This is a genomic window from Kordiimonas lipolytica, assembly GCF_001550065.1.
This window is the reverse complement of record NZ_LRUB01000035.1, coordinates 11,380-36,840: the sequence shown is the minus strand read 5'-3', so window position 1 is coordinate 36,840 and position 25,461 is coordinate 11,380. Positions and strand designations below refer to the sequence as shown.

General features: G+C 58.0%; 26 protein-coding genes. 14 read left to right on the top strand and 12 right to left on the bottom strand.

Annotated elements, in window-relative coordinates; genetic code table 11:
* Positions 1 to 31 precede the first annotated feature (31 nt).
* Positions 32 to 505, top strand: coding sequence for a transcription elongation factor GreA (gene greA / locus KORM41_RS18090; RefSeq protein WP_068151621.1), 474 nt, complete (start codon positions 32 to 34; stop codon positions 503 to 505).
* 83 nt (positions 506 to 588) lie between these two features.
* On the opposite strand, the gene KORM41_RS18085 is transcribed toward greA, so the two are convergent.
* On the bottom strand, positions 589 to 1,068 hold the full coding sequence (locus tag KORM41_RS18085) for an Lrp/AsnC family transcriptional regulator (RefSeq protein ID WP_068151618.1): 480 nt from the start codon (positions 1,066 to 1,068) through the stop codon (positions 589 to 591).
* Positions 1,069 to 1,363: 295 nt separating this feature from the next.
* Here KORM41_RS18085 and KORM41_RS18080 point away from each other — a divergent pair, with 295 nt between their 5' ends.
* Complete coding sequence (locus KORM41_RS18080) at positions 1,364 to 3,202, top strand: hypothetical protein (RefSeq protein ID WP_231727321.1); 1,839 nt, start codon at positions 1,364 to 1,366, stop codon at positions 3,200 to 3,202.
* A 163-nt stretch (positions 3,203 to 3,365) separates the two neighbouring features.
* A complete protein-coding gene (locus tag KORM41_RS18075; protein WP_197421263.1) occupies positions 3,366 to 4,283 on the top strand; it encodes a TraB/GumN family protein in 918 nt (305 codons plus the stop codon).
* Positions 4,284 to 4,368: 85 nt separating this feature from the next.
* On the opposite strand, the gene KORM41_RS18070 is transcribed toward KORM41_RS18075, so the two are convergent.
* From KORM41_RS18070 to KORM41_RS18060, 3 genes are all read right to left on the bottom strand, one after another.
* Positions 4,369 to 4,818 (bottom strand): DUF2147 domain-containing protein, encoded by a 450-nt coding sequence (locus KORM41_RS18070; protein ID WP_068151610.1) that lies wholly within the window; start codon positions 4,816 to 4,818, stop codon positions 4,369 to 4,371.
* A 174-nt stretch (positions 4,819 to 4,992) separates the two neighbouring features.
* On the bottom strand, positions 4,993 to 5,820 hold the full coding sequence (locus KORM41_RS18065) for a sterol desaturase family protein (protein WP_068151607.1): 828 nt from the start codon (positions 5,818 to 5,820) through the stop codon (positions 4,993 to 4,995).
* Positions 5,821 to 5,989: 169 nt separating this feature from the next.
* Positions 5,990 to 7,054, bottom strand: coding sequence for a helix-turn-helix domain-containing protein (locus tag KORM41_RS18060; RefSeq protein WP_156432046.1), 1,065 nt, complete (start codon positions 7,052 to 7,054; stop codon positions 5,990 to 5,992).
* A 311-nt stretch (positions 7,055 to 7,365) separates the two neighbouring features.
* Between KORM41_RS18060 and KORM41_RS18055 the strand changes: the two genes are divergently transcribed.
* The gene (locus tag KORM41_RS18055) at positions 7,366 to 7,971 is read left to right on the top strand and encodes a peroxiredoxin (protein WP_068151600.1); all 606 of its coding nucleotides are present in this window, start codon (positions 7,366 to 7,368) and stop codon (positions 7,969 to 7,971) included.
* Positions 7,972 to 8,065: 94 nt separating this feature from the next.
* On the opposite strand, the gene KORM41_RS18050 is transcribed toward KORM41_RS18055, so the two are convergent.
* The 3 genes from KORM41_RS18050 to KORM41_RS18040 form a co-directional block, all read right to left on the bottom strand.
* Positions 8,066 to 10,153, bottom strand: coding sequence for a methyl-accepting chemotaxis protein (locus KORM41_RS18050; protein WP_068151598.1), 2,088 nt, complete (start codon positions 10,151 to 10,153; stop codon positions 8,066 to 8,068).
* Positions 10,154 to 10,336: 183 nt separating this feature from the next.
* Entirely contained in the window at positions 10,337 to 10,681 is a 345-nt protein-coding gene (locus KORM41_RS18045; RefSeq protein WP_068151592.1) for an antibiotic biosynthesis monooxygenase family protein, read from the bottom strand.
* Positions 10,678 to 11,028 (bottom strand): NIPSNAP family protein, encoded by a 351-nt coding sequence (locus KORM41_RS18040; RefSeq protein WP_068151589.1) that lies wholly within the window; start codon positions 11,026 to 11,028, stop codon positions 10,678 to 10,680. The genes KORM41_RS18045 and KORM41_RS18040 overlap by 4 nt, the downstream gene beginning before the upstream one ends.
* A gap of 79 nt (positions 11,029 to 11,107) precedes the next feature.
* Between KORM41_RS18040 and KORM41_RS18035 the strand changes: the two genes are divergently transcribed.
* The gene (locus tag KORM41_RS18035) at positions 11,108 to 11,785 is read left to right on the top strand and encodes a winged helix-turn-helix domain-containing protein (protein WP_068151586.1); all 678 of its coding nucleotides are present in this window, start codon (positions 11,108 to 11,110) and stop codon (positions 11,783 to 11,785) included.
* A 4-nt stretch (positions 11,786 to 11,789) separates the two neighbouring features.
* On the opposite strand, the gene KORM41_RS18030 is transcribed toward KORM41_RS18035, so the two are convergent.
* On the bottom strand, positions 11,790 to 12,377 hold the full coding sequence (locus KORM41_RS18030) for a hypothetical protein (protein ID WP_068151583.1): 588 nt from the start codon (positions 12,375 to 12,377) through the stop codon (positions 11,790 to 11,792).
* Positions 12,378 to 12,521: 144 nt separating this feature from the next.
* On the opposite strand from KORM41_RS18030, the gene KORM41_RS18025 reads away from it, so the two are divergent.
* From KORM41_RS18025 to KORM41_RS18015, 3 genes are all read left to right on the top strand, one after another.
* The gene (locus KORM41_RS18025; protein ID WP_068151580.1) at positions 12,522 to 12,989 is read left to right on the top strand and encodes a MarR family winged helix-turn-helix transcriptional regulator; all 468 of its coding nucleotides are present in this window, start codon (positions 12,522 to 12,524) and stop codon (positions 12,987 to 12,989) included.
* A 114-nt stretch (positions 12,990 to 13,103) separates the two neighbouring features.
* Entirely contained in the window at positions 13,104 to 13,532 is a 429-nt protein-coding gene (locus KORM41_RS18020; RefSeq protein ID WP_068151578.1) for an organic hydroperoxide resistance protein, read from the top strand.
* A gap of 113 nt (positions 13,533 to 13,645) precedes the next feature.
* Positions 13,646 to 15,415 (top strand): amidohydrolase, encoded by a 1,770-nt coding sequence (locus KORM41_RS18015; protein WP_082720043.1) that lies wholly within the window; start codon positions 13,646 to 13,648, stop codon positions 15,413 to 15,415.
* Here the strand turns inward: KORM41_RS18015 and KORM41_RS18010 are convergent.
* Complete coding sequence (locus tag KORM41_RS18010; protein WP_068151574.1) at positions 15,412 to 15,990, bottom strand: hypothetical protein; 579 nt, start codon at positions 15,988 to 15,990, stop codon at positions 15,412 to 15,414. The two genes, KORM41_RS18015 and KORM41_RS18010, sit on opposite strands and share 4 nt — an antisense overlap.
* A gap of 135 nt (positions 15,991 to 16,125) precedes the next feature.
* Between KORM41_RS18010 and KORM41_RS18005 the strand changes: the two genes are divergently transcribed.
* The 3 genes from KORM41_RS18005 to KORM41_RS17995 all read left to right on the top strand — a co-directional run bounded on the left by KORM41_RS18005 (position 16,126) and on the right by KORM41_RS17995 (position 17,978).
* Complete coding sequence (locus tag KORM41_RS18005; RefSeq protein ID WP_068151572.1) at positions 16,126 to 16,371, top strand: helix-turn-helix transcriptional regulator; 246 nt, start codon at positions 16,126 to 16,128, stop codon at positions 16,369 to 16,371.
* Between the two features lie 2 nt (positions 16,372 to 16,373).
* On the top strand, positions 16,374 to 16,937 hold the full coding sequence (locus tag KORM41_RS18000) for a hypothetical protein (protein WP_068151570.1): 564 nt from the start codon (positions 16,374 to 16,376) through the stop codon (positions 16,935 to 16,937).
* A 177-nt stretch (positions 16,938 to 17,114) separates the two neighbouring features.
* Entirely contained in the window at positions 17,115 to 17,978 is an 864-nt protein-coding gene (locus KORM41_RS17995; protein WP_068151568.1) for an SMP-30/gluconolactonase/LRE family protein, read from the top strand.
* Positions 17,979 to 18,133: 155 nt separating this feature from the next.
* Here the strand turns inward: KORM41_RS17995 and KORM41_RS17990 are convergent, their stop codons facing one another.
* Positions 18,134 to 20,170: a sensor histidine kinase gene (locus KORM41_RS17990; RefSeq protein ID WP_197421259.1), complete on the bottom strand. Its 2,037-nt coding sequence runs from the start codon at positions 20,168 to 20,170 to the stop codon at positions 18,134 to 18,136.
* Between the two features lie 177 nt (positions 20,171 to 20,347).
* Between KORM41_RS17990 and KORM41_RS17985 the strand changes: the two genes are divergently transcribed.
* Positions 20,348 to 20,602 carry a hypothetical protein gene (locus KORM41_RS17985; protein ID WP_068151560.1) on the top strand — a complete coding sequence of 85 codons (255 nt, stop codon included), beginning with the start codon at positions 20,348 to 20,350 and terminating at the stop codon, positions 20,600 to 20,602.
* Positions 20,603 to 20,793: 191 nt separating this feature from the next.
* Complete coding sequence (gene trxB / locus KORM41_RS17980; RefSeq protein WP_068151557.1) at positions 20,794 to 21,756, top strand: thioredoxin-disulfide reductase; 963 nt, start codon at positions 20,794 to 20,796, stop codon at positions 21,754 to 21,756.
* Positions 21,757 to 21,844: 88 nt separating this feature from the next.
* Here trxB and KORM41_RS17975 read toward each other — a convergent pair whose 3' ends face one another.
* Positions 21,845 to 22,144: a MarR family winged helix-turn-helix transcriptional regulator gene (locus tag KORM41_RS17975; protein ID WP_068151554.1), complete on the bottom strand. Its 300-nt coding sequence runs from the start codon at positions 22,142 to 22,144 to the stop codon at positions 21,845 to 21,847.
* Positions 22,145 to 22,301: 157 nt separating this feature from the next.
* Between KORM41_RS17975 and KORM41_RS17970 the strand changes: the two genes are divergently transcribed.
* Positions 22,302 to 23,198: a LysR family transcriptional regulator gene (locus tag KORM41_RS17970; RefSeq protein ID WP_068151552.1), complete on the top strand. Its 897-nt coding sequence runs from the start codon at positions 22,302 to 22,304 to the stop codon at positions 23,196 to 23,198.
* A gap of 114 nt (positions 23,199 to 23,312) precedes the next feature.
* Here KORM41_RS17970 and KORM41_RS17965 read toward each other — a convergent pair whose 3' ends face one another.
* Positions 23,313 to 25,037, bottom strand: a complete 1,725-nt coding sequence (locus tag KORM41_RS17965) for a peptidylprolyl isomerase (RefSeq protein WP_068151551.1) — start codon at positions 25,035 to 25,037, stop codon at positions 23,313 to 23,315.
* Positions 25,038 to 25,461 lie beyond the last annotated feature (424 nt).

The following is a 25,461-nucleotide window of genomic DNA, read 5'->3' as shown; positions in this document are numbered from 1 at the left end:
CCATCGATGAAAATAACAACGGACGGGACACATGAACGAAAAAGTGCCCATGCTGCAGGATGGCTATGATCGCCTTGCTGCTGAGCTGAAGAATTTGAAAAGCGTTGAGCGCCCCTCAGTTGTGGCGGCTATTGAAGAAGCGCGCGCCCACGGCGACCTTTCGGAAAACGCTGAATATCACGCAGCCAAAGAGCGCCAGGGCCATATCGAAGGCCGCATCATGGAGCTTGAAGGCAAGTTGAGCCGCGCCCAGGTGATCGACCCGACCACACTTTCCGGTGACAAGGTCGTGTTTGGCGCAACAGTCACCCTGCTGGACGAGGACGACGAGGAAGTCGTGTATCAGATTGTGGGCGCCGATGAAGGCGACGTGAAAGCCGGCAAGATTTCCTACCAGAGCCCGATCGCCCGTGCGCTGATCGGCCGCCGCGTTGAGCAGGAAGTTGAAGTGAAAACGCCGGGCGGCGAGCGCTACTATGAAATTGCCAAGGTGGAGTTCAAGTAAGCCTCCCGACCCTAACCAGACAAACAAAAAGCCCGCTCGATAAAGCGGGCTTTTTTATTTGCTTCTGCCAGAACAGTCCCGGCTTACGAGACTTCCGGAAGCGGCACGCCTGGCGTGTGCTTGGATGTCCTGATCGTCAGCGAAGTTTTCACGCTGGCCACATTTGGCGCCGGCGTCAGCTCGCTGGTCAGGAAATGCTGGAAGCCAGCCAGGTCATGGGCCACGATTTTCAGAATGAAATCGATCTCGCCATTGAGCATGAAACATTCACGCACCATCGGCCATCCCTTGCACTGTTCTTCGAATTTCTGAAGGTCTGCTTCAGCTTGGCTGTGCAATCCAACCATGGCAAAAACGGTCAGGCCGTAGCCAAGCGCTTCCTGATTGAGGTCTGCATGATAGCCACGGATGAAGCCTTCTTCCTCAAGTGCGCGCACGCGACGCAGGCAAGGCGGGGCCGTAATCCCCACACGTTCCGCAAGCTCCACATTGGTAATTCGGCCTTCAGCCTGAAGGCACGACAGGATTTTGCGGTCGACCGCATCAAGTTTGACACGCCCCATACTTATACTCCTTGAATTTTCCCCCGAAACATCCCCCTCGGGTATGGCGAGCATACTACCCAAGCCCGTTTTTAAAATAAAGTTCCAAATTCAAACAATTATATTTCTAATGTTAATCATCACTAGCATCATGATTCTTTTTGGGTACTATAGGGGCCAGGGTGATTCGGGAGCTATTTTCACCCCACTTGAAAACGATAAATATCTCAGGTCGGGACGGCCAAGACACATCGCCCTACGCGGGCATGTGACAGTTGAAGTGGGTTAAGTTGTGGGCAAAGTGTCGGCATTCGACATGAATGCACTGGACAGTCGGATCAGGGAGTTGGTGGCCTACGCGCGCGAACGCGACGGCGAGGACCGCACAACGCTCTTCCGTTCTCTGGTAGACATGTTCCTCACGGGCAAGGCGCCTGTGAAAGAGCCCACCCGCGCCCAGCTTCTGGACGTGGTCGAAGCCCTGATCCCGCATGTTGATCCCGACAGCCGCCGTACCGTTTCCGAAATTCTTGCAGGCCAGGCGAAGCCGCCGATGGACCTTGTGCACCGCCTGGTGCGCGACCGCGCTTCGCTGATGGAAGACCTACTTAAAAACGCGCCCTTCGATGAAGACGATATTATCGAGCTCATCACCCAGACCGGGCGCGAGCATCACCAGATTTTGGCCACCCGCACTGATCTTTCCGCTAATGTGTGGATCGCGCTTGCCCGCGCGGCACCTGCGGCGCCACCGTTTGAAGGACGCTCAACCCTCGCGCTGTGGCGCGACGATCTCGGCACACAGCCACAGACGGAAGAAACGCAAGACAACACCCGCACTGAAGCAGATGTGGCCGCCCAGCACGAAGAGCAGCATCTTGAAGAAATGGAACCGCGCCGCGTGGCAGTCGGTGGCGGCGGCACGACCGTTATGACCGCGGGCAGCACTGGCGACAGCCAGGGCTTTGCGGCAACGGTCACCCGGCTGCGCCCTGAAGGCTTCGGCGGCGCTATCGACACGCTTGAGAAAAAGGCCGCGAGCCTCAGGATCCTGCGGACCGATGAAGACCTGATCGCCGAACGCATGAACGAGCGCCCGGCCATGCCAGAGACCAAGATGGTCGGCACCAGCGATAGCGGAGCAGACAGCGGGCGACACCAGCTGACAGATACAGCCGCTACGCCAACAACTGCGCACACACCGGAAGCAGCCATGCTTACGGAAACGGTCGCCCACGCAGAACCACGGCTTGCAGCAGAGGCCAAGCCACGCTTCCTGCGCGACCCCGGCCCGGGCGGTTGGGCCTGGCGCAGCGACCGCGACGGCTTCATCACCCTGGTATCGCCGTTTGCTGCCAGGATTTTCGGCGGTGCGGGCCGGCTTGTCGGCACAGCCATGCTGGACATGCTGGGCCTGAATACCAAGCTGGACCATCCGGTGAGCCGCGCGTTCCAGCGCCGCAGCACCATCCATGATGCGCCCATCAGCTTGCCGCAACTGGATACCGGCCACCAGCACTGGACGCTGGAGGCAGCCCCTGTCTTCAACCCGTCAAGCGGCGTATTTGAAGGCTTTGAAGGCATCCTGACACCTGTCAGGCCCGCAAGCGAAGGCAAAGCCACAGATACGCTGACATACGATCAGCCACTTTTCCTGGACGAAGAGCATGAAAGCCCGAAGCCTGCTGAGCGGCAACAGGCACCTGAGCCTGCGTCCTTTGCCGACAGCCCCAGTGTGCTGCAATCTGGCATTGAGAAGCCCCAAGCTGACATACAAGCCAAAGAGCGCATGGCCGACAGCGACATCACGCCGGACGCGCCAGCGACCGACACCCAGAAGCGCAACCCGCTGGCGGACATGATCAACAGCACCGCCGCCGCCATGGTACGCGAAGCGGTATCTGATGCGCTTTCACCCATGACACCGCAGCAAGAAGCAGCGCGCTACGGCAGGCAAGAAACCACTGAAGACCCCGCGCCAGTAAAACAGCCGGACGCCTCAAACGAGGAAGTGCTGGCAACACTTCAGCTTCTTGAAGAATCCCTGGCCAGGCTGACAGAGGCCGGTGAAAAAGGAGCAATCGCCCAGGTTCGCCTGCAATCGGAAATCGCGACCGCCTGCGCCCGTGCGCTTCGGGACCAGCTCAAGAAATAACGCCGCCCCAAGCGGTCATCATCCGTTCATCTAAGCCCGCTAGAATAACCAGACCTAAATTTTTTAGGTCTGGTTTGTAAGCTTTGGCGACGTCATAAGACTGAAGACACAAATGGCACGCGAACGCGGCCCGAGTGCGACAGAAAACCGAGGATATTTTTTTATGACTTTTGAACTGACCCTGCGGCGCACCATTGGCGCCCATATCGCACCACTACTGGTGTTTTGCATTTTTGCCCTCGCGGCCCCTGCCAGGGCTGAGGCCGCCGACGTAGCCCTTTGGAAGCTGTCGGACGAAGACAGTGAAATCTGGCTGTTTGGCACCGTGCATATCATGAACCCGGCGATTGAGTGGCGGTCGGACAAGGTCAGCAAAGCCCTTGATACCGCTGATACGCTGGTGACCGAAGCCCCGGCCGTGGACATTGCACCCGCGACCCAGATGAAGCTGGTGCAAACATACGGCATCAACCTTTCGGGCCCATCATTCATTGAGAAACTGAGCCCCGAGGCGTTTGAGAATTTCGAAACCGTACTGACAGGCCTTGGCATGCCCGCAAGTGCGGTGAATAATTTCGCACCATACCGCCCGTGGATGGCAGGCATTTCCCTGCAGGCCCTGACAATTCAGGCGCGCGGCGGCACCCCAGATGCGGGCGTGGACAGCATTCTGTGGCGAGAGGCCAAGGCAAAAGGAAAGTCCCTGGCCTATCTGGAAACGCTGGACGAACAAATGCAGGTTTTCGGCAACCTCAGCTTCAAGGACGAGCTGTTTTTCTTCGAGGAAAGCGTGCGCCAGATCGTGGAAGACCCGGACATGCTGGACGAAATCGTCACGCTCTGGCTTGAGGGCGACATGGAAAACCTGGGCGACAAGATGCAGGCTGCCATGGTGGGCCAGGAAACACTGGCCGATGCGCTTCTCCTGAACCGCAATGCCAATTGGGCCGACCAGATCAAGACCATGATGGACGGTGAAGGCAAAATCTTCATCGCCGTGGGGGCCGCGCACTTGGCGGGCCAGGATTCGGTGCAAGAACTGCTTGCGGAAAAATATGGGCTGACCGCGGTACGGCAATAGGCGGCGATAGGCACCCCAAGCACCAGCCAAAAGAAAAGGGCGAACCCGCCGGGGTCCGCCCTCTTTTTATTCATGTTCGCCTGTCTTAGCGGCTGGCGAGACGGATATGCTCTGGCAGTTCAGCCATCTCAGCGCTTGGGCGCTCCCAGATTTGGCTTTTGCAGAGGTTACGCTTGCAGGAATCAACTTTCAGCGTACCGTCTTCGAGAAGCTCAATGCTGCCGCCACGCTTCTTGCCACTTGCAAGGTCAATCACTTTGCCCTTGTTCCAGAAGTGGCCCTTGGAAAGGTTGGCACGGGATGGGCGCAGGCCCAGCAGCACCAGGGTTTCTTCAGGCGTGCCCGCAGGCGCCCAGACCACGTCGCCACACAGGCGGCTGGAGCCTTCGTCACAAGCCTTGATCTCAACAACCTGGCCTTGGTCGCCAGTCAGCCAGAAACCTTTTACCAGGTCTGCGTCAGCGGCGGATGCGCCAGTGGTTGCCATGCCGGTAAACAGCGCTGCAGCGCCCAGGGCTTTTACAAAATTTTTCATCTCTTTGTCCTCGCGTTCTTTGGGAAGGATATGTCTGCGGCCAGCGGCCGCTTCTGTGCGACACCAACAAAGGAGCCCGCGCAGGGCTCGGTTATCTGAAGGTGCATATGGCGGGGGAGTCCTTTTAAAACCACCCCCAATAAACGCATAGCTGAACATTCATTCTTGTATGAGCTATGCATTTTCTTTTGCCTCCGTAACGTCAGCCGGTTGGCGACTGCGCGCCTTGTCACCTGTCACGCGCGCCAGATAATCCGGGTGCTCGGTGCCCATAAGGCGGTCCCACCAGCTGAAATAGAGGCCAAAATTATAATTGCCGTTCTCGTGATGCATATCGTGGTGGGTGACAAGCGTCAGCCACCCGAAGATAGGATGCACGGCCCAGCGACGCGGGAAGAGCTCATAGCCAGAATGGCCCATCCCGTTCCTGATGATCATATGTGCCAGAAAAAGGAACATCGCCAGGCCGTGCAGTGGGAAGAAGAATAGAAAAATGGGGACAAATGCTGCCTGCACCGCCGCTTCAACCATGTCGAAGCTGTAGGCGGCCCAGGGCGTCGGGTTATGGGACCGGTGATGCAGATAATGCGCCCGCTTCAGCACCGCGCGCACATGCATCAAACGGTGCGTCCAATAAAAATAGGCGTCATGCAGCACAATCACCGCCACAAGGGAAAACAGGAAATAGGCCCAACCATACTCGCTGATCTCACCGTAGATGGGCTGCAGGAACCCACTCGTCACGCCCATGTGCGATATTGTACCGACCAGCCCAAAGACCGCAGCCGTAATGGCAGACGCCTTGAATTCCGCCCACATCTGTTTCGGCTTCGGCGTGTTTGCCCTGATCTTTCTTGACTGCAGCCGCCGGCCTAAAAGGACCCAAACCAGCAAGAATATCCCGCCGCCGCCCACAAGGTAGCGACCGAAATCCCATGAAAATATCGTGGCCCAGATGGTGCCAAGTTCGGTCACGATGGTGCTGAAGGTGCTGGTGTCCATTTGCCAAATCCTGCTATCGCTTCGGCCCGCATATGACTTGCGGTTGCCTTTGCGCTTATATGGACAACAATCGGCATATCGCGCTTGCCGATTTTGAAATTGGCGAAGATTTCAAGAAATCGGCAAGCTTTTCAAAATTTCGGCGAACCCGTTTTCAGGGCATTTCAACCTAGGCGGAAGCCAGCACCTCGCGGCGGTACTCAGTGGGCGTCTGGCCCGTGCGTTCCTTGAACGCCCGGTTGAAGGGCCCGAGCGAGCCGTAGCCCAGATCCATCGCGATGGTCAGCACCGGCAGGTTGCGGTCCTCGACAGACGACAGGCGCTCCTGCGCCGCCGCAATCCGGTGGTGATTGAGGTAATCCGAAAAATTCCGGTACCCTAGATGCTGGTTGATAAGGCGCCGCAGCCGGTGTTCAGGCATGCCTGCCTTTTCCGCCATGCGCGCGATGGTCAGCCCCTGCTCCAGCAATATGCCGGATGCCTCAAGCCGCATGATCATATCCAGATCAAGCTGGTCGGCAGCCTGCACTGAGCGATCATCCTGCACGCTATTGGATGCCGCCGGGTTGGATGGAGAACGGAAAAACAGGTCCATGCTATCGCTGGCCGACAAGCGCCAGTTCAGGAACAAAGCCACTGCAAGGAATGCGGAAGACTGCAACAAAAGCAGGTAGCTGGTGATGCCCTTGTCGATCAGGAACACTTCCGCCACCATCACCCCGCCGGAGATAATGATCACGATGGCAACAAAGATGCTGCGGAAACTGCGACGACTTTCCACCAGGTCATCCGTGCGCCCTTTCCAGGCTGTGTAGGTCAGGTGGATCAGGATGCCGATGATCACCACACCACCGAGCCAGCCGACAATGCCATTGCCGAATGGCAGTTCGCCAGCCCGCCAACGGAAGTAAACACCGCCGCCTGTTATGAATTTTGCGGCGCAGACTGCCCAGTGCATCCAGCCGATCTTGAATTTGTCATCAAACTGGGAGAGGCCAAAGAGCCACGCCATGGCGGGTGCCATGACCGCGAAAGGAAACAGCACCAGGTCTGCGTCTATTCCCAAAATGGTCAAGCCGGGCTTGGAGGCCAGCAGATAAGCTGCCGAACAGAGCGCGCTCATCCCGCCTAAGCGGCCTGCCAACCGGTCACAGAAATCGCGGTGCATCACCACTGCGACCCAGAGAAACATACCAACTGCGTTGTAGCGCAGAAAATCGTCCAGTGTTTCCACCTTGTCCACCCTCCCGAAAATCCTGCAGCCATATATGGGGAGGCAATTCTCGATTGCCAGCCCCGGTATCGGGGCAGACAATATCCTTGCACGGAGACACTGAATCCGGTAAACGGATAAGGCTTTTATTTCAAAAGTAATAAATCGTTTTATTCGATTACAGAAATCGATAACGCGAGGTTGCAAATCCTTCTCAGAAGCATAAAGTATGGCGCACCAGCGCGGGGGTGATTCTACGCCCCATCAGGCATGCTTCACACCGCGCGCGCATGAGATTTGAACATTTATCACCCATATTCAAGGAGGGGCACATGGCCGTTCTCGCAGGTAAACAAGCACCGGACTTCACTTCCGTCGCAGTCATGGAAGACGGTTCCATCAACGAAAACTTCAACCTGAAGGAATATCTGGGCGGCGACTATGGTCTGCTGTTCTTCTACCCACTGGACTTCACGTTCGTATGTCCTTCTGAAATCCTGGCCTTTCACAACCGCATGAAAAAGTTCAAGGAACTTGGCGTGAAAGTTGTGGCTTGCTCCATCGACAGCCAGTTCAGCCACGTTGCATGGCGCAACACGCCAACCAAAGAAGGCGGCCTGGGCCCAGTTGATTTCCCAATGGTTGCTGACGTGACCAAGCAAATCGCCCGCGACTATGACGTTCTGATCGAGGACGCCGGCATCGCGCTGCGCGGCACTTTCCTGATCGGTAAAGACGGCCTCGTTTGGCACCAGACTGTGAACAACCTGCCGCTTGGCCGTAACGTAGACGAATTCGTTCGTCTGGTTGAAGCGCTGCAATTCCACGAAGAGCACGGCGAAGTATGCCCGGCTGGCTGGAACAAAGGCGACGAAGGCATGAAAGCTGACGCTGCTGGCGTTGCTGACTATCTGTCGAAAAACGCTGAAAATCTCTAATCAGGCGCCTGCACGCGCAGGCATTTGATGACCTAAAAAGAAAGCCCCGACTATTGCGGTCGGGGCTTTTCGTTTTTTTTGCCAGGCTTTGCTATTAATGTGCGGAAGACCTGACCGTTTGCAGGAACGCGTCCACTTTGCCGCTCATGTCGTTTGCCACCTTGTCCAGCAGCTTGGCTGCGTCGCTCAGGTCAACAGCATAGCCGACATTCTGTTCAAGGGCAGACAGCGCCCCGTCAACCGACCCGCTTGCCAGCGATGTGGCATCGGCTGCAGACTGGGCCGCGCGGGCAATTTCCTGCGTGGCGGCGTTTTGTTCCTCCACAGCCGCAGAGATGGACCCGGAAGTCTCGCTTGCTTCATCAATCGCCGACATAATCCGTGTCATACTTTCAACAACCACATCCGAAGACTTCTGAAGGGCCTCAATAGGGTCCCTGATTTCCTGCGTAGCCTTGCGTGTCTGGTCCGCAAGGGCCTTCACCTCATTCGCAACAACTGCGAAGCCCCGGCCGGCCTCACCCGCACGTGCCGCCTCAATCGTGGCGTTCAGGGCCAGAAGGTTGGTCTGTTCGGCAATGTCATTGATGAGGTTGATCACAGCGTTGATCTGAAGCGTCGCGCTTTCCAGCCCTTCGATATCGGTTCGCGCCGACTGCGCCAGGCTTTGTGCCGACGATGTCACTTCATGCGACCGTGTAACCTGCTGTGCAATCTCAGAAACAGACGTTGAAAGTTCTTCCGTGCCAGAGGCGACAGAGCCGACATCGGACGACGCCTTGACGGATGCATCGCTTACCGTATTCATCAGCCCGGATGCTTCATCAATCTTTGACCTGAGCTCCTGGGTTTTGGAAGAACAGGCGCCAACGGTGTCAACCACTTCGTCAATCATAACCTTGACCGAAGCCTCGAAATCATCGGCAAGCGCCTGCAGCATGCGAACACGTTCCTGTTCCGCGCGGGCCCTTGCAGCTTCCTTATCCTGCCGCTCTTGTTCCAGGCGCGCCTGCTCAGCAGCTTCCCTTTCGGCTTCCTGCCTCAAGGCCTCTTCTTTTTCCTGGGCGATCTTCTGCTCGAGCTTTTCACGCTCAATGATATTGGCCTGGAATATGGAAAGAGCGCCCGCAAGGGAACCAATCTCATCCTTCCGCTCCAGATACCCAACCTTGATATCGTAATTGCCGTCCGCAAGCTCGTTCACGGTTGCGGTTGTCCGCTGAATGGGCCGCAGAATGCTGAACAGGACAAATACAATAAGAAGCGCGCCAACAGCCACAGTCATAAGGGTTGCAACAATCAGGCTTTCCCGGCTGTTGGATACCTGGGCCTGATAGGCGCTCTGGTCCAGCTGAACCACGGCTATCGCCGCCGGCTTCCCGGCAAAATCCTCAATGACCTGCATCATTGCGGCATAGGGCTTGCCCTGATGCTCATAGGCTGGCAGCAATGTGTCGCCGCCGATGCGAGACAGCAATGTCGATGCCTCAAAATCAGTTTTGGCGGCGGCGCTTTCCCCAAGCAACTTCAACTGCTTCTCCAGTATCTGATAGATAGCCAGCTCCACGCCGTCTGCACGCGCGAATTCATCGACAAAAGCCTGCCCAAGGGACAGCCCCACTTCAACAGAGCCGGTTTGCTGGCCTTCAAAAAACATGGGTAGAACGGCACGGATGCCAAGGCCAGCCACACCTGCTTCCGGCCCAAGCTGGGCCTTCCCGGTCTCATTGGCCGCTACCACGCTATGGCGAAAGCCTGACAGATCGTCGCCAAATTTTTCCGGCCTGTGCACCCTAAGGAACGATGTCGCCGGCGCGGTGTGGAACTGCACCTGGCGGGCGCCGAAGCTTTCCTTGAGTTCCGCAAAACCCGGCAATGTCAGGCTTTCGAGCAGGGCCCTGTCCCGGGCCGCAAAAGCTGCCTTGACGGGGGGCGAGTCGGCCAGCATCTGCGCCATGGCCTGCGCCCGCATGGTTTCCTGTTCGATCTGGCTGTTCAGGCCATCTGCAAGCGTGCCAAGTTCCCGCAACTGCGCGGTCTGGACAAGCTGTCCGGTTACGCGTTCCGAGGAAAATATCAGAACACCAAGCACAAGGCCAAAGCCCACCAGCATGCCGCCGATGAGTTTCTGGCCAACAGAAAGGCCGGATAAGAAAGATGTTACAAAGCGAAAAGCATTCATTGGGTGCGTCCTTGCACCCCCCAATCCCATGCAACCTGTAGCATGATTATTCTTAATTATTCCCTAAAGGGATGCATCGAAGAAACAGCCTGAAACGCAGGGTGGGCGGCGGTTGGCCGCAAATGAGCGAGCGAGCTGACGGGAAGCCCTGGCTGCTTTATGCCAGGGCTATTCATTTAGAGGCTAAGTGTGCGCCGTGCGGGAATCTGCGGGTGCTTGCATGCGGTCCTTCAGGCCATAGTCCCGCATCACGTGGGCCACACGCAGGCGGTAATCCCGGAATATCTCACCGCGCCCGCGCGCCTGTCCGGCCCTGTGGGCTTCCAGGTTTCGCCACGCTTGCACCGCCGCCTCATCGCGCCAGAAGCTGAGCGACAGAAACTTCCCTGGCACCTTCAGGCTTTCAAACCGCTCGACAGAGATAAACCCGTCGATGCCTTCGAGCATCGGCGCGAGCGTTACCGCGGTATCGAAATAGGCACCCTCCTGACCTTCCTTGGGCTCAAGCTCAAAGATCACGGCAATCATGCCAGCTTGTCCCTTGTGCTGAAGAAGCGCAGCATCTCGCTTCCATTGGCCGCGCGCAGGAAGGTGCGTTCTTCCGATAGGATGAAGCGCTCCCGCTGCGCCATGGCAAAATTCGCGGCCCCGCCTTCATCATCACGCAGGCGCGCGCGGTAGGCTTCATAGTCCGCGAGGCTGTCAAAGCAGATCAGCCCCAGGGCGATATTGTCCGTGCCCTCATGCGGCATGAAATAGCCGATCAGATCGCCGCCACAGCGCGGGATGATCTCCGCCCAGTTTTTGGCATAGTCCTCAAATTCGGTCCGCTTGAAGGGGTCGAGCGTGTATTTGATGCAGCACATAATGGTCATGGTTTCCTCCATACAAAGTTGGTTGCTGCACACGCTTTAGCCGATTGCCGCGCACCCTTGTTTCGATTAAGATCGAACTATGAAAGACGGACCAGACATCGCCCACATCGCCTCCCTGATCGGGGACCCGGCCCGCGCCAACATGCTCACCGCACTCATGGGCGGCATGGCACTGACGGCGACTGAGCTGGCAGCAGAAGCGGGCGTCACGAAACAGACGGCCTCAAGCCACCTTGGCAAACTGGAGGCAGGCGGCTTGCTGACCATCCGCAAGCAGGGGCGGCACCGATACTATCAGTTGGCGGACACAGACGTGGCGCATCTGCTGGAAAGCCTGATGGGCGTGGCCATGCGTGCGGGGCATGTGCGCAACCGTCCCGGCCCGAAGGACCCGGCCATGAGGCACGCGCGGGTGTGCTATGACCATCTGGCGGGGGACATGGGCATCAGGCTTTACGAGAGCCTGCTGAAACGCGGGCATCTGCACGAAGAGGCGGGCGAACCGGCGCTGACGACGGCAGGGCGGGATTTTGTCACGGGCCTCGGCCTCCGGCTCGACGCGCTTGAAAACTCGCGCAGGCCCATGTGCAAAGCCTGCCTGGACTGGAGCGAACGCCGCACCCATCTGGCGGGCAGCCTAGGCGCTGCCCTTCTCGATCATATGTACGCAAGCGGCTGGGCCAAACGCAAAGCCGACAGCCGCGAAGTGGTGTTCACACCCACCGGCAAGCAGGCGTTTCAAAAGAGCTTTGGGTAAAGACCTACTGCCGCGGCGTGGCCTTGATTTTGTAAACGCCGGTCCAGCTTTCGCCGCCATCGAAAGACATTTCCATCAGCCAATCCCAGCCTTCGTCCGTAGGCGGATAAAAGGTAATGCGCCGGGGCGGGTCCTGCACAGGGCTGGCCCAATGCATGATGATATTGCCGCCCTCGTCCATCTTCGCCTGAATATGGGCAAAGCCGGGTGACCGGGTTGCCGTCCAGGCGATTTCCCACTGGCCGCTCGTGGCGTCATAGATGCGCAGGTTGGTGCCCACGCCGGGCGCAGGCCCGCCTGCCTTGCCGTTCGGCATCCAGAAGTCCTGTACCGCAATACCATTGCCCACACAGGTGAAGTTCCAGCGCGCACCGTTGCCGGGCAGCCAGGTTTCACCATCGTCCTGCGACAGGGTCTGGTCTTCGATATCCCAATCGCCAATATAGCGACCAAACTGCGCCACCGGGCCCTCCATGCAGCCGCCTGTTTCGTCCATCAGCACGCTTGCAAGCGGCTCTTCCGCCGCCACAGGCTGCACTGCACCAATGAGCGCCACAGCCGCAACGCTGAAATTCATAAATGTCTTGATCATATTACCCTCCCTAACCTCACCCTCACGCTAAGCGTCGCACGCTACCCCGTCCAGCGCCCCTCGACGGATAGTGCCCTGCGTGCGATTTACTGAAAAATTACCACCTGCCCTTGAAATTAAATCGTGCGCGATTAAATAAGGTTTATGGAAAACCAACCACCATACGCGCCCGGTGCGCCTGCGCTTTCGCTGAAGCTGGATGACCAGCTGTGTTTCGCGCTTTATTCGGCGACCAATGCGCTGAAGAAAATGTACCGCCCGATGCTGGACCGGCTGGGCCTAACCTACCCACAGTATCTGGTGATGATGGTGCTGTGGGAGCGGGACGGCCTGACCGTATCCGAGATCGGCGACAAGCTGTTTCTGGATAGCGCGACACTGACGCCGCTGCTGAAGCGCCTGGAAGCCCACGGCTTACTCACGCGCAAGCGTGCGGCGGAGGACGAGCGCGTGGTCCGCGTCAGCCTGACGGCACAGGGCAAGGCGCTGAAGGCGGACGCCGCCAGCGTGCCCGCCGAAGCCCTTGGGGCCAGCGGCTGCACGCCGGACGAGTTAACAACGCTCAGGGACACGCTTGTGCGCCTGCGCAGTGACCTGATGGCAAACGGCTGACGCCTCAGGTCTTTCCCCGAACCGATGGTCCTTTTCAAAATTGGCTCCTTTCGGTTCTTTTGTCGGCCATTTACATCGTGCACGATTTAATCGTGTATATTTTAGGAGACTAGAATGAAACTGGACCAAACCCTTTATACCGCCCATGCCACCGCCACCGGCGGCCGGGCGGGCACCGCCAAGTCTGACGACGGTAGGCTTGATGTGACGCTTTCCACCCCCAAGGGCCTCGGTGGTGACAATGGCCCGGGCACCAACCCGGAACAGCTTTTCGCCGCCGGTTACGCCGCCTGCTTCATCGGCGCGCTGAAGGCCGCTGCTGGCAAAAAGGGTATCAGCCTGCCTGCCGATGTTTCGATCAACTCAAGTGTTGGCATCGGCCCGATCAGCGGTGGGTTCGGCATTGAAGCCGCGCTTAAAGTTGTTCTGCCGGGGATGGACCGGGACGCAGCCCAGGCGCTGGTGAATGCAGCCCACCAGGTGTGCCCCTATTCGAACGCCACGCGCGGCAATATCGAGGTCACACTGACGGTGGCTGACTAACGCCTGCCACCAGAAGCCATCGCTTCCAACGGGCCCCGCAGATTGTGGGGCCCTTTTATTTTGCCGCACGCCCTGGGTGCCCTATTCTTACCACTGGGAAGAAGGGGAATTTTATGGCTGGATCGTCACGTCTCATGAAGGTTGTCCGCAACGCGGCAATCTCTGTCATCATCATTGCCTTTGGGGCATACATCTGGCTGGCACCCCCGGCCCAGCATGATGAGACGCTGTTTTACGGCGGGGATGTTGTTACCGTCACGGGCGGCACGGCCAATGCGCTTCTGGTGCGTGATGGCCGGATAGTCGCCGTGGGTGACTATGGCAGTGTGGCCGAGCAGGCGACAGACGCCGCCACACGCGTCGACCTGATGGGCCGCGCCCTTCTGCCGGGCCTCATTGAACCCCACACCCACCCAGTGGCCACCGCCCAGTTCGGCGCCACGGTGGATGTGAGCGGCTTCACCCATTCAACCCGCGCCAGCATCATGACAGCGCTTGAGGAGGCAGCAGACGGCTTCACAGCAAACGGCTGGATCATGGCCTTCGGGTGGGACCCGGTGATGGTGGATGACCTGACGGCCCCCACACCCGCGGAACTCGACGCCATCGCGCCTGAGAAGCCGCTGGTGATCCTGACCCAGATGATGCATGACGCCTATGCCAATTCTGCCGCGCTCAGGGCCGCAGGCATCACGGAAACCACCCCCAACCCCATGGGCGGTGAATTCATCAAGGATGAAAACGGCAGGCTCACCGGCGTGGTGCGGGAAGTTTCCGCCATCAAGGCGCTGTTCGCGAACGCGCCCAAGCCGCCTTTGGGCGCGAATGACCTGCTGGTGAACCTGCAACTCGGGGCCTATGCCCGCGCGGGTTTCACCACCATCGCCGCCGCAGGCCTTGTGGGCAGTGGCGATGACCTGCCCGGCCTGATGAAGCGCCTGACGGGGGCAAAGGACGCACCTGTGCAGGCCGTTACCTATGGCCTGCCGCACCAGATCCCGGCATCAGGCGGGCCGGAAGACGCGCAAACGCCGGGGGCAATCATCGGTGTAAAATTCTGGATGGACGGCTCCCCTTACGCGGGCGGCGCGGCCTTTGCCGAGCCCTATGAAACCACAGACCTGACGACCGGGCGCCTGCATCTTGAGCCCGGCCATATGGGCGCGCTTAACCATGAGACATCGACATTCCGCAAGGTGTTTGAGGCCTACCACAAGCGCGGCTACCAGATTGCCGTGCATGTGCAGGGCGAACGGGCGGTTGGCCGCGTGCTGGATGTGGTGGAAAGCGTGCTGGCGGATTACCCGCGCACAGACCACCGCCACAGGCTTGAGCATAATGCGCTGATATCACGCGAGCAGCTTCAGCGCGCCGCACGACTGGGCATGACCACCGGCTTCTTTGTCGATCATGTGACCTTCTATGGCCACCGGCTGCCGGAATTGGTGGGCGAGGCCCGCACCGCGCGCTATATGCCCACCCGCACGGCGCTGGACGCGGGCCTCAGGATCAGCCTGCATAGCGACAACCCGGCCACGCCCATCGGGCCTTTGCGCACATTCAAGGCCGCCATAACGCGCCAACCCCGCCGGAGTGGGCCGCAGGTTGCGCCCGATCAGGCGCTCACGCCGCTTGAGGCCTTGCGCGCCATGACCATCGATGCCGCCTGGCAACTGGGGCTGGACCGGGAGCGCGGGTCACTTGAAGTGGGCAAAGCCGCAGACCTGGTGCTGATGAGCGCCAACCCGCTGACGGTGGACCCGGCGCGGATTGAAGACATCAGGGTGGAAGCCACCTGGATTGGAGGCCGCCAAGTGGACGCACGCAAGACCACCCGCACCAACGCGGGCCTAGTGTGGGATATGCTGATGGGAATGCTTTAACGCTGCAGGTCCCACGCGGGCGGCGGCACATCGACTGGTTTCGTGAGGTCGAAAACAATTTCGAACGACCGGCCCGGGCGGCTCAGCCGATAATGAAACGTGTTGCGCCCCTCTTCGACCCTGAGCTGCCAAACATTCATAACAGACGCCTCGAGGCCATTTTCATTGAAGTTCTCAATCGAGGCATCATCGGCCGGGAAATCGAAGCTGGACGCGCTGGCGATAACCCGCGTCCGTCCGCCATACTGGGTAACCCTGTCTTCGCTACCGTCCCGGTGCCGATGGTCATGCTTCAACTGCATGTGGCCGCCCTCGAGCTTAGTGATAACCCAGACACGCGAGCGGTCACCCCCGACATGCAGCGGGATTTTGATTTCAGTATCTGAACAATCCCGAATATGCATCACGAGGCGGTTTTGCGCCCATGTGTCGCTTCCCGTGCTGTCTTCCACCACACGCCCCTCGAACGCCTTGCCGCACAGATCCTTGAGATCATCGAACACATAATTCGCGCAGCCAAAAGCCGCCGATGTCATCGCCACCACAGATGCTGCTGCCACCCAGAAAAGTCTCATGTCATTCCCTCCGTTTATTCCAGCAGACCATGAACCGACGCGGAAGTACAGCGCATATCGCCACACAGAAATCCATATTGATATCTTATCATTTTGTTGTATATATATAACAAATAGATATTCTTTAGGTACAATATGACCCAGGTACATAACAGGATTAAAATCTTGCGCACGGAGCGAGGGCTGAGCCGTCAGGCACTGGCCGACGCCGTGGGCGTTAACTTCCAGACGGTGGGGTATCTGGAGCGTGGTGACTATAACGCCTCGCTGGAGCTGGCGCTGAAACTGGCAGACTTTTTCGAAGTCCCGGTAGAAACGCTGTTCTCGCTTGAGCCCTTCCCGTCGCTGTCTGGCCAACTGCGTTCGATGAAGGGGGAATAGTCATGAACGAAACAAGCAATCTTGAGAGACCGGCTGATGCCTCGCCCAAACCTGCAAAGAAAAACCGCATATGGCTTTTCCTGGCCTGGGCCGTTGTTATCGGCATGCCCCCATCCTGGACCTGCTTTGCCCTTTTCGACGCTGGCTATTCAAACAGTGGCTGGCTCGCACTCGCCGCTCTGCCTTTCGCTTTCCTGCTTTTGATCGCAATGTTCCTGCCAGCATTCGCACCAAGCCATATTCGCTATGCCGCAACCGATGAAATGAACATGTTACGCTCCATCATCCGTGGCAAGATGACGCTATCGAGGCTCATCGGCATCGAACTACTCGGCCCCAGCCCGGAACTGGACGAATGGGAAATGCATGCCCGCCACAAGGCGCTTGCCTTTGGTTATCGCCTGACCATGCTGCTTTTGACCATCAATCTGATTGTAATGGCGTTTTTTGGCAAAGATATCACCTATGTGGGACTGATGTTTATGGCCGCCATGCTGTATGCCCTGCACTTGCTGATTCCGTCGCTATTTCTTGCGCAGACCATCGCGCCGCCAGACACGGAATAAGCGACAATAGAAAGCGCTATCAAAATCCGACATAAGGGCGAAAATCAACAGGGAGCCGCGAGACCAAGATGCCGTAACAAGCCCAGTGCTGGAGTGATATAGTCCCAGAATGGGATTGCAGCGACACCCCCTTTCGCCCTAGGGTGGGATGAAGGAAGTTAGGGGAAACGTGTAACCATGTATAAGGCATTGATTGCCGCAATCACCGCTATAACCGTAAGCATCGGGGCCGCACCACTTGCCGCCGAAACCGCCCATATCCGTGAAATCTGGAGCATAAACGAAGGGCTTTTCGAACCCGAATCCGTGGCCGTGGATGAGGCGCGGAACTATGTCTATGCCTCCAATGTTGTGGGATACGGCATCAACGGCAAGGGCTATATCAGCCGCATGTCCATGTCCGGCCGGATGATTGAGGCCAAGTGGATCGAAGGCCTCAATGGCCCCACAGGCTTGGCGCTTTCCGGCACACTGCTTTATGTCGCAGACGTCAACAGCCTGAAGGCACTGAATGTGGAAACAGGCGACATTGTCGCGACCTACCCCGCGCCTGACAGAGAGCCTTGCCTCAACGACGTGGCGCTGGCCGCAGACGGCACGGTCTTTGTGTCCGGCAGCTGCACAGGCACCATCTACAAGCTGGACGGCGACAAGCTGACCCGCTTCATTGTTGACCACGAGGCGCTCAGGTTCGTAAACGGCCTGTTTGTGGACGGCGAGCTCCTCTTGTCCGGTGGCTGGCAGATCCGGCTGTGGAACCGCTTTTCCGGCGCACCTCTGGCAGACGGCCCCGTGACCCGGCAGCCGGACGTGAAGGATATCGATGGTCTGGCGTGGGACGGCAGTGCCTTCCTGATGTCCATGGTGGATGACCCGCGCCTTTGGCGGCTAAAGGCTGACGGTGTGGCCTACCCCATCTCGGACCAGCCCTTTCATGCCTCGGACTTTTACTATGACGATGTCACCGGACTTTTGATCATGCCCCGCAACCTGGGCGAAGGGGATCACCGGGTGACGGCCTACCGCCTGACGTTCGAGTAGAGACAAATAGAAAATCCTGCACTGCCGTGTCACCGCAGCGGGCTTCTACACGAACGGCGGGGTCACTCCTATTGAAGGCTGCAGCATTGACACAGTTGAAACTGTGCAGAGCGCCTCAAGCGCCCGAACGTCAATCTGCCGCCGCCCCAAAATGATTAGCCTCCACCCGCGCGTCTGGAGCCCGGCGGCGCAACCGGGAACGAGAGGGTCACTGTGGTCCCCAGGTCAGGGATACTGTCAATCTGCATGCCGCCACCGACCAGTTCCATAAAACGGGCGACAAGTGGCAACCCAAGACCAAGACCAGCCCTGCCGGACTTGTCAGCGCCCCCCAGAAGCGACATGGCAGCTGGAATTTGCCCGGGTTCCATGCCGGGGCCGGTATCCATCACGGTAAAGACAAAATCAGAGCCTGCCCTGCTGCCGCGCACCGTGACAACGCCATTGACCGGTGAGAATTTCACGGCATTCGATACGATCTTGATCAAGGCCTGGCGCATCAGGCGCGGGTCGATCGTCATCACAGTGTTTTCGCACTTCAGATCGATCAGAATATGTTTTTCATGCGCCACCGATTCGACAAAAGTCAGCACATCGTCTGCAACATCCTTCGGGTCTGTGGGTTCGGGTGACAGCACAAACCTTCCGGTCTCCAGGTCGGATACGCTCAGCACATCTTCCATCAGTTTGGAAAGATTGGCGCTGTTGCTGCGGATCAGCCGCAGATATTCCGTGCGCTCATCAGCCCCGATCCCGCTTTTGCCTGCGTCGGTCAGGCGGTTGGCAAAGCTCACCAGCGTCCTAAGCGGCGTCTGTATCTCGTTGCTGAGGTTCGACAGGAAGCTGTTCTTGAGATCAAGCGCCGCCGCAGCCTCCGCCTGTGCCTGGTCCAGCTTTTCAGCCCGGTCCTTCAGCTCAATATTCGCTTTTTCTAGACATGCCGAAAGGAAGGCCCTTTCTTCCTGCTCCTGCCGGTAGCGCACAGTGAAAAGACCCATCAGCACGAAGGTGAAGATAAGCGCAGTAAAAGGCACGGCTTCGAACGACGTGCGCGGCACCGGGATATAGAGGTAAGTATCAAGGGCGACCCCAAAGGCGGCCACCACGCTGCCCCAAAGCGCCCATCTGGCACCAGGACGCGCTTTACCCTTCGCCACCCAGAACACATAAAGGATCTTGGCAAGCACCAGGAAGGCGATCAAAAGATACGGATCACGCATGCGGAACATCACCGGAAGCGGCGCAACAAGCGCTGTCGCGATGGCAAGGCCACACAGTGCCCAAAGCGCCATCATCACAGTGCGGCTGCTTTCCTTGGGGTACAGTTCCACCACCAGCCAATAATAGGCAGGCGCAAGCGACAACAGGCCGACATATTCGATCCGCAAGGCCCATTCAAGATCAAGCCCCGGCCACATTACCCAGATGTAATTGTCCACCAGCAGTGTCCGGATCGCCATCACGATCAGCATCCCGCCGCCGATATAATAATAGCGGCCGGTTGTGTGCCACGCGGACAACAACATGGTGATGAAACCCACTGCGAAAAAGAAGCCCGTCACAGAGAAGGAAGCGGCAATCTGAACACCTCGCAGGTCTGAAAGAACCTCCTTCGGCCCGATCTTCGGCTCCCACAGAAAACCTGCGTTTGGGAAAATATGGTTCGACACCTGAACCACCAGATAAAAGTCCCTGGCACCGAAAGGCAGGTCGACATAAAAAAGCCGGCCTAATGCATTTTCTTCCGCATGCTCGCCGGGCTGGCCGTTACCGCCCAAATCATAGACCTGCGCCTCACCTGCTTCCTCGGCGGGAACAACGGCATAAAGGCGGTAAACCGTGCGCTGTTTTCCGGTTTTCAGGCCGTATCGGTTGGCGGGTTCGGCCAATGATATATGGCGGACATATGTGGCCGCGCCAAAGCTGCCGTCCGGCCCGCTGCCATAGTCGCGCTCCCAGATGTGCGGCAGGGGCACCGGTTCGGCATCGCCATAAAAGCTCGCTGCTTCCTCAGGCGGGGGCAGTTGCCCGCGAACAAGCCGCCAGCCGTCCACCAGGTCGGTCACCGTCATACCCAGGGGCTCGTCTGCGGCATCCTCGCCCCACGCGCAGCCCTGACCAACCGACAACAGGCCAACCGGCGCCATGCCGACAAGCAGACATATCCCCAACAATATTGCCCAAAACCGCATCAAAGCATGTCCCACCATTTGCCCGGCACCAAGCTAGCTTGCTTTAAAGCCCAGTACCATAGGGATTTTTCATGATTGTTTCCATCTGCGACACAGGCCGCGACAATTCCCCGCAGTGACTTGGAGCCCCCGCAAGCCTATCTGCCCTCCCAGAAGTTCATGAGTTGGAGATATACCATGTCCGATACCGTTCAAACCGCCCCACGCCCCCTGTGGGTTAAACTGTTGTTCGCCTTCAGCCTGATCGGCCCGCTTCTGAAAGACGCCAAGATCGGCGGCGACACGGCTGTCGCCTTTTTCGCCCTGAACATGGTCCTTTTGTGGGTCATTGCAGGTTTCGTTTTCGGCATGGCCGGTGTGCTTGCCGGTGCTTATATCCTGGTGCCACTGGTGTTTGCCTGGATTTTGGGGATCATGCTGTTCAGCAGCTAAAGGGTCTATTTAGCCCCCTGAAGCAATAGGTCACCCACTGTTCGTTTTGCCCGATCAGTTTGATCGAAACAATCCATTGTTTGCGGCTATCAGGCATCTTGGCAAAGACGGGACAAGTCTCTATGTAAGGGACAAGCTTTATTATTCGCTGGCGGCTGGGCCGCCGGCGCCAGAGTATCAGGGGACCTTTCATGGCTGAAACCAAACACACAAAAATGCTGATCATCGGGTCGGGTCCTGCCGGCTATACGGCTGCCATCTATGCCGCCCGCGCCAACGTCAGCCCAACCATTGTCACCGGCATGCAGGCTGGCGGCCAGCTGACCATCACGACTGACGTGGAAAACTATCCAGGCTTCGCCGACGCCGTTCAAGGCCCGGAGCTGATGGAAGCCATGCGCCAGCAGGCTGAAAATGTCGGCACCGACATCATCTATGACCTGATCACAGAAGTAGACCTGAAGGCTAACCCTAAGCGCGCCGTGGGCGACAGCGGCACAGTCTACACCGCAGACACGGTTGTGATCGCAACAGGTGCCCAGGCCAAATGGCTGGGCCTTGAAAGCGAACAGAAATTCAATGGCTACGGCGTATCCGCCTGTGCCACCTGTGACGGTTTCTTCTACCGCGGCAAGGAAGTTGTCGTGATCGGCGGCGGCAACACTGCTGTTGAGGAAGCGCTGTATCTTTCCAACATCTGCTCCAAAGTAACGCTGGTGCACCGCCGCGACGAACTGCGCAGTGAAAAAATCCTGCAGGACCGCCTGTTCAAGGCGGAGAACGTGGACGTGGCTTGGGACAGCGTGCTGGACGAAGTGTTAGGCGACGAAGACCCACTGGGCGTCACCGGCGTAAGGCTGAAGAATGTAAAGACTGGCGAAACGCGCGAGCTGAGCGTGCACGGCGTGTTTATCGCAATCGGCCACAAGCCTTCAACCGAGCTGTTCAAAGGCCAGCTGCCGATGGACGATGAAGGTTATCTGATCAAGAAGCCAGACAGCACCGAAACAGACATCCCGGGCGTTTATGCCGCAGGCGACGTGACCGACAAGATTTACCGCCAGGCCGTAACGGCCGCAGGCATGGGCTGTATGGCTGCACTTGAGGCGGAAAAATATATCGCCAATCTTGAGCATGCCGCCGCTGCCGAATAGCAGGCGCAGGCATTCAAAACCCAAAAAGGCGCCCCCTCAGGGTCGCCTTTTTTGTTGGACGTCACTTCCGGAAAACGCGCTTGAAGCGTTAACTAACCGACTGGTTCAGGGACGAGGCCAGTTCCTGTCCTTCCGGCGTCAGCTGCACGAGGTTGCGGCCGTCACCCGTGTTCACCAAGCCAATCAGCCCTGCCCCCGCAGATGTAAGCGTGCTCAGGTGCTGATAGACCATGGGTTCGGTCATCCCCACCACGCGAGCGACATCGCCGACCGTGGGGTCCTTCTCATTCGCAGCCACCATGAAGCAGATGATCGCCTCAGCCGTCAGGCCGGGGTAGCTCCGCTTGAAAACATTGGTAAGCTCGTGCAGGATTTCCTTGTTGCCCACAGTCTGTCTCGCTTGGTTCTGGCTCTTGTAGCCATATAGTATGCAAAACAACAGGTTACAGCAAGCAGGCAAGTTGGCGCCTTTGGGCTTGCGGTTGTGCCCCTGTGGTGAAATAGTCATGACCGGCTAGGGCAGTCAGATTGATCTGGAGAGAAGCGTGCTCGATTGGGACAGACTGAGAATTTTTCACACGGTTGCGGAAAGCGGCAGCTTCACCAACGCGGGCATCCGCCTGAACTGCAGCCAGTCCGCCGTCAGCCGCCAGATCCGGGCTCTCGAAGAAAGCCTGAATGTCTCGCTGTTCACCCGCCACGCCCGCGGCCTCGTCCTGACCCAGGAAGGACAGGAACTTTATAACACCGCGCGGGAGATGGTGCTCAGGCTTGAGGAAACCCAGCGCAGCCTGATGGAAAGCCGCGAAAGCCCGTCTGGCCTTTTGCGCGTGACCACCATGGTAACCTTCGGTGCCGTGTGGCTAACCCCGCACCTTGAACAGTTCATGACCGAATATCCGGATATCGACATCAAGCTGATCCTGGATGACGCGGACCTTGACCTCTCAGCCGGCGAAGCGGACGTGGCTATCCGCCTGCACGAGCCCGAGCAGGCAGACCTGATCCAGAGGCCACTCGCCACCTTCCACGCCCACATTTATGCAAGCCCCGAATATCTGGACGCCAAGGGCACACCGGTGACACCAAGTGACCTGGACCACCACGACCTGATCACCTTCGGCATTTCAAACGTGCCCACCATCCGGGGCCTCAATTGGCTACTGACCGTGGGCAACCCGAAGAAAGAGCGCACCCCGCGCCTGCAGATCAACAACCTGTATGGTGTTTTGCATGCCGTGGAGGCAGGCATGGGCATCGCGGTGCTGCCAGACTATCTGGTACACAACCGGCAAAAGCTGGTGCGCGTGCTGCCAAAGGTCGAGGGTAACCCGTTCAACAGCTATTACTGCTACGCGCCTGAGCTTCGGGGCAGCCTGAAGGTGGCGCTGTTCCGCGATTTCATGGTTCGCCAGATCCGGTCTGAAAGCAATATTCTGTAGAATGTGAAGAAAAGTCCTTCGCTACACTCAGTATACTTTTCCTCATGTATCACAAAGCGTTCAACAGGCTTGGGGCTGCCCTGCACCTGTTGAACAAGTCTTTTTGTTTCCGAATTATTTACACTGGCCCGCGCGCACGGTCTCCGCACGCGTGATCACATCACCTTCCTGAAGCGCCATGGCCGCGTCCATGCCGCTGATGACATTGCCCATCACCGTATAACGGCCATCAAGATGCAGGTTATAGGCTGTATTGATGAAAAACTGCGTGCCGCCCGTGTCGCGCCCGGCCGTAGCCACGCCCACGCTGCCCTTTACATGCTGGCCGCCCCATTCATCGCGAACGGTGCCCCAGTTCGCCAGTTCCGGGTCCTCGCTTTGGCCTGCCTGCGCCACAAAGTTCGGGATCACCCGGTGCCACAGCATGCCGTTCATCTTGCCCACATCCGCAAGCAGCATGAAGTTGGCGGCGGCATAAGGGGCCAGTGAGGACGGCGCGATGCACACGGTGCCGCGCGTTGTCTCCAGCTTCAGTTCGCGGCTCTGATACGAAAGCACGCTGCTCCAGCTTGGGGTATTGCGCGGTTTCTCGATGCCTTCGATCGATGGATCGAGCGCAATGGCGGCCTCGCGCCCGCGGATGGTATCCGGGTTTTCGGCTGCATAGTCCTCGAGAATCGCCTTGCCCGCGTCTGACTGCGCCAACAGCCCCATGGCGGAGAAAGCTTTATAATAGTCGTCGCCCGCGAACCACGCTTCGGCAATCCGCAGCCCTTCCTCGGGCGAGCGCAGATTGAGGCCCCGAAGCGCCGTCACGGCGATCCAGGGGTTTTCGTCCTCCGTTGCAGTGCGCAAAGTTTCCGCAATCACCTCGTCAGTAAAGCCCACGCCCAGCGCTGAACCGGGTCGAGCCGCCAATGCACTCAGCGCAAGCTGGCGTTCATGGACCGTTCCTTCGACCAACACGCTAACAAGGAAGTTGCCACTGATCTCGTCACTCAATGCAGATGTTGCCCTAATGGCTTCCATCCGAACCGATGCGTCCGGCTCCACCTTCGGCAGCGCCCTTTCAAGGATCAGCCCCATCGCATCATTTCCAAACTGGCGCGCTACACGGATGAGGGCTCGCCGGACATCAGGCGAAGGTGCGGTTTCAAAAGCCGCCGTTACCTGCTCAAGCGTCAAGTGTTCGTCAAGATTCTGTATGCGCCCCAGAAGATAAGCGGCCTGATAGCCAATACCGTCATCCGCTGTCAGCGCCAAAAGGTGCGGCACATCAAGGCCCGGTAGCGCCGATGGGGCGAGCCGCTCATAGACGATGGACTGCATCAGACCGAAGAGCGGCAGCGTCCTGTCCTGGTTTTCAAACTCCACCTTCGGCGGCGTGGCCGGCATGGCGTTCACCATTTCAATCAGCATCATGCGCAGGTCGGCGTTGCCGGAGAAGCCCATGGCAACAGGCAGCATGTCCACGCCTACCTTGAATGGCAGGGCTTGCGTATGCAACATCAGGGCATCAACAGGGGCATCCCCGTAGCAGAAGGCAGCGCCCTTGCGCGCAGCTGCAACGGCTTTTTTGTTCCGGTGAGACAAATACGGTTCGATTTTCGCGCACGCCTCGCCACCTATTTGCCCCAGATAGACAAGTGCTTCCCATTTTCCGGCTTCAAGCGCGTCGTCAAAGACGGGATTCTGATAGTCTCTGGCGTCTTTCGCTTCCATCAGGCGCACGTCAAAATCATTAAATTCTTTAAGATTTGCAGTTTTTTCAAAAGAAATTGCCGGCGCGCTTCCGCCAAAGGTTAACAGCGCAAGCGCAAGCGTATGCTTAAGTTTCATGAAAATCCTCCCCGCTAAATACCTGTCAGTAAACAGTTTTTTGGTCAGCAATGCTGCACTATTTATTCCAATAACGAAGCCATTCGTTAACCGACACCCTAATTTTTTCTAGCTATGCGTTTTGCGCATAGCTGCTACGACCCAAAAATGGGTTTTCTTCTTCGCTTACCAAACATATATACCTCCCATCGCCGCTGAGCAACGTACCGAGTATCTGGCTCGCGGCACCAAGTTTCTGAGTTTGACGGTTTTCCGTCACAAAGGTCGGTCCCGGGGTTCCTCCCCCCTCCCCCCACTTCCCCCCCGGGACCGGCCCTTTACTTTTTGTCTCGTGAGTTTGAGACAGCACTAACCTCCCTATGTTGACAAACTGATCCCCAGGCTCCGGTGACTAACCGGGGCCTCTTTTTTCGTGCACCCGCCG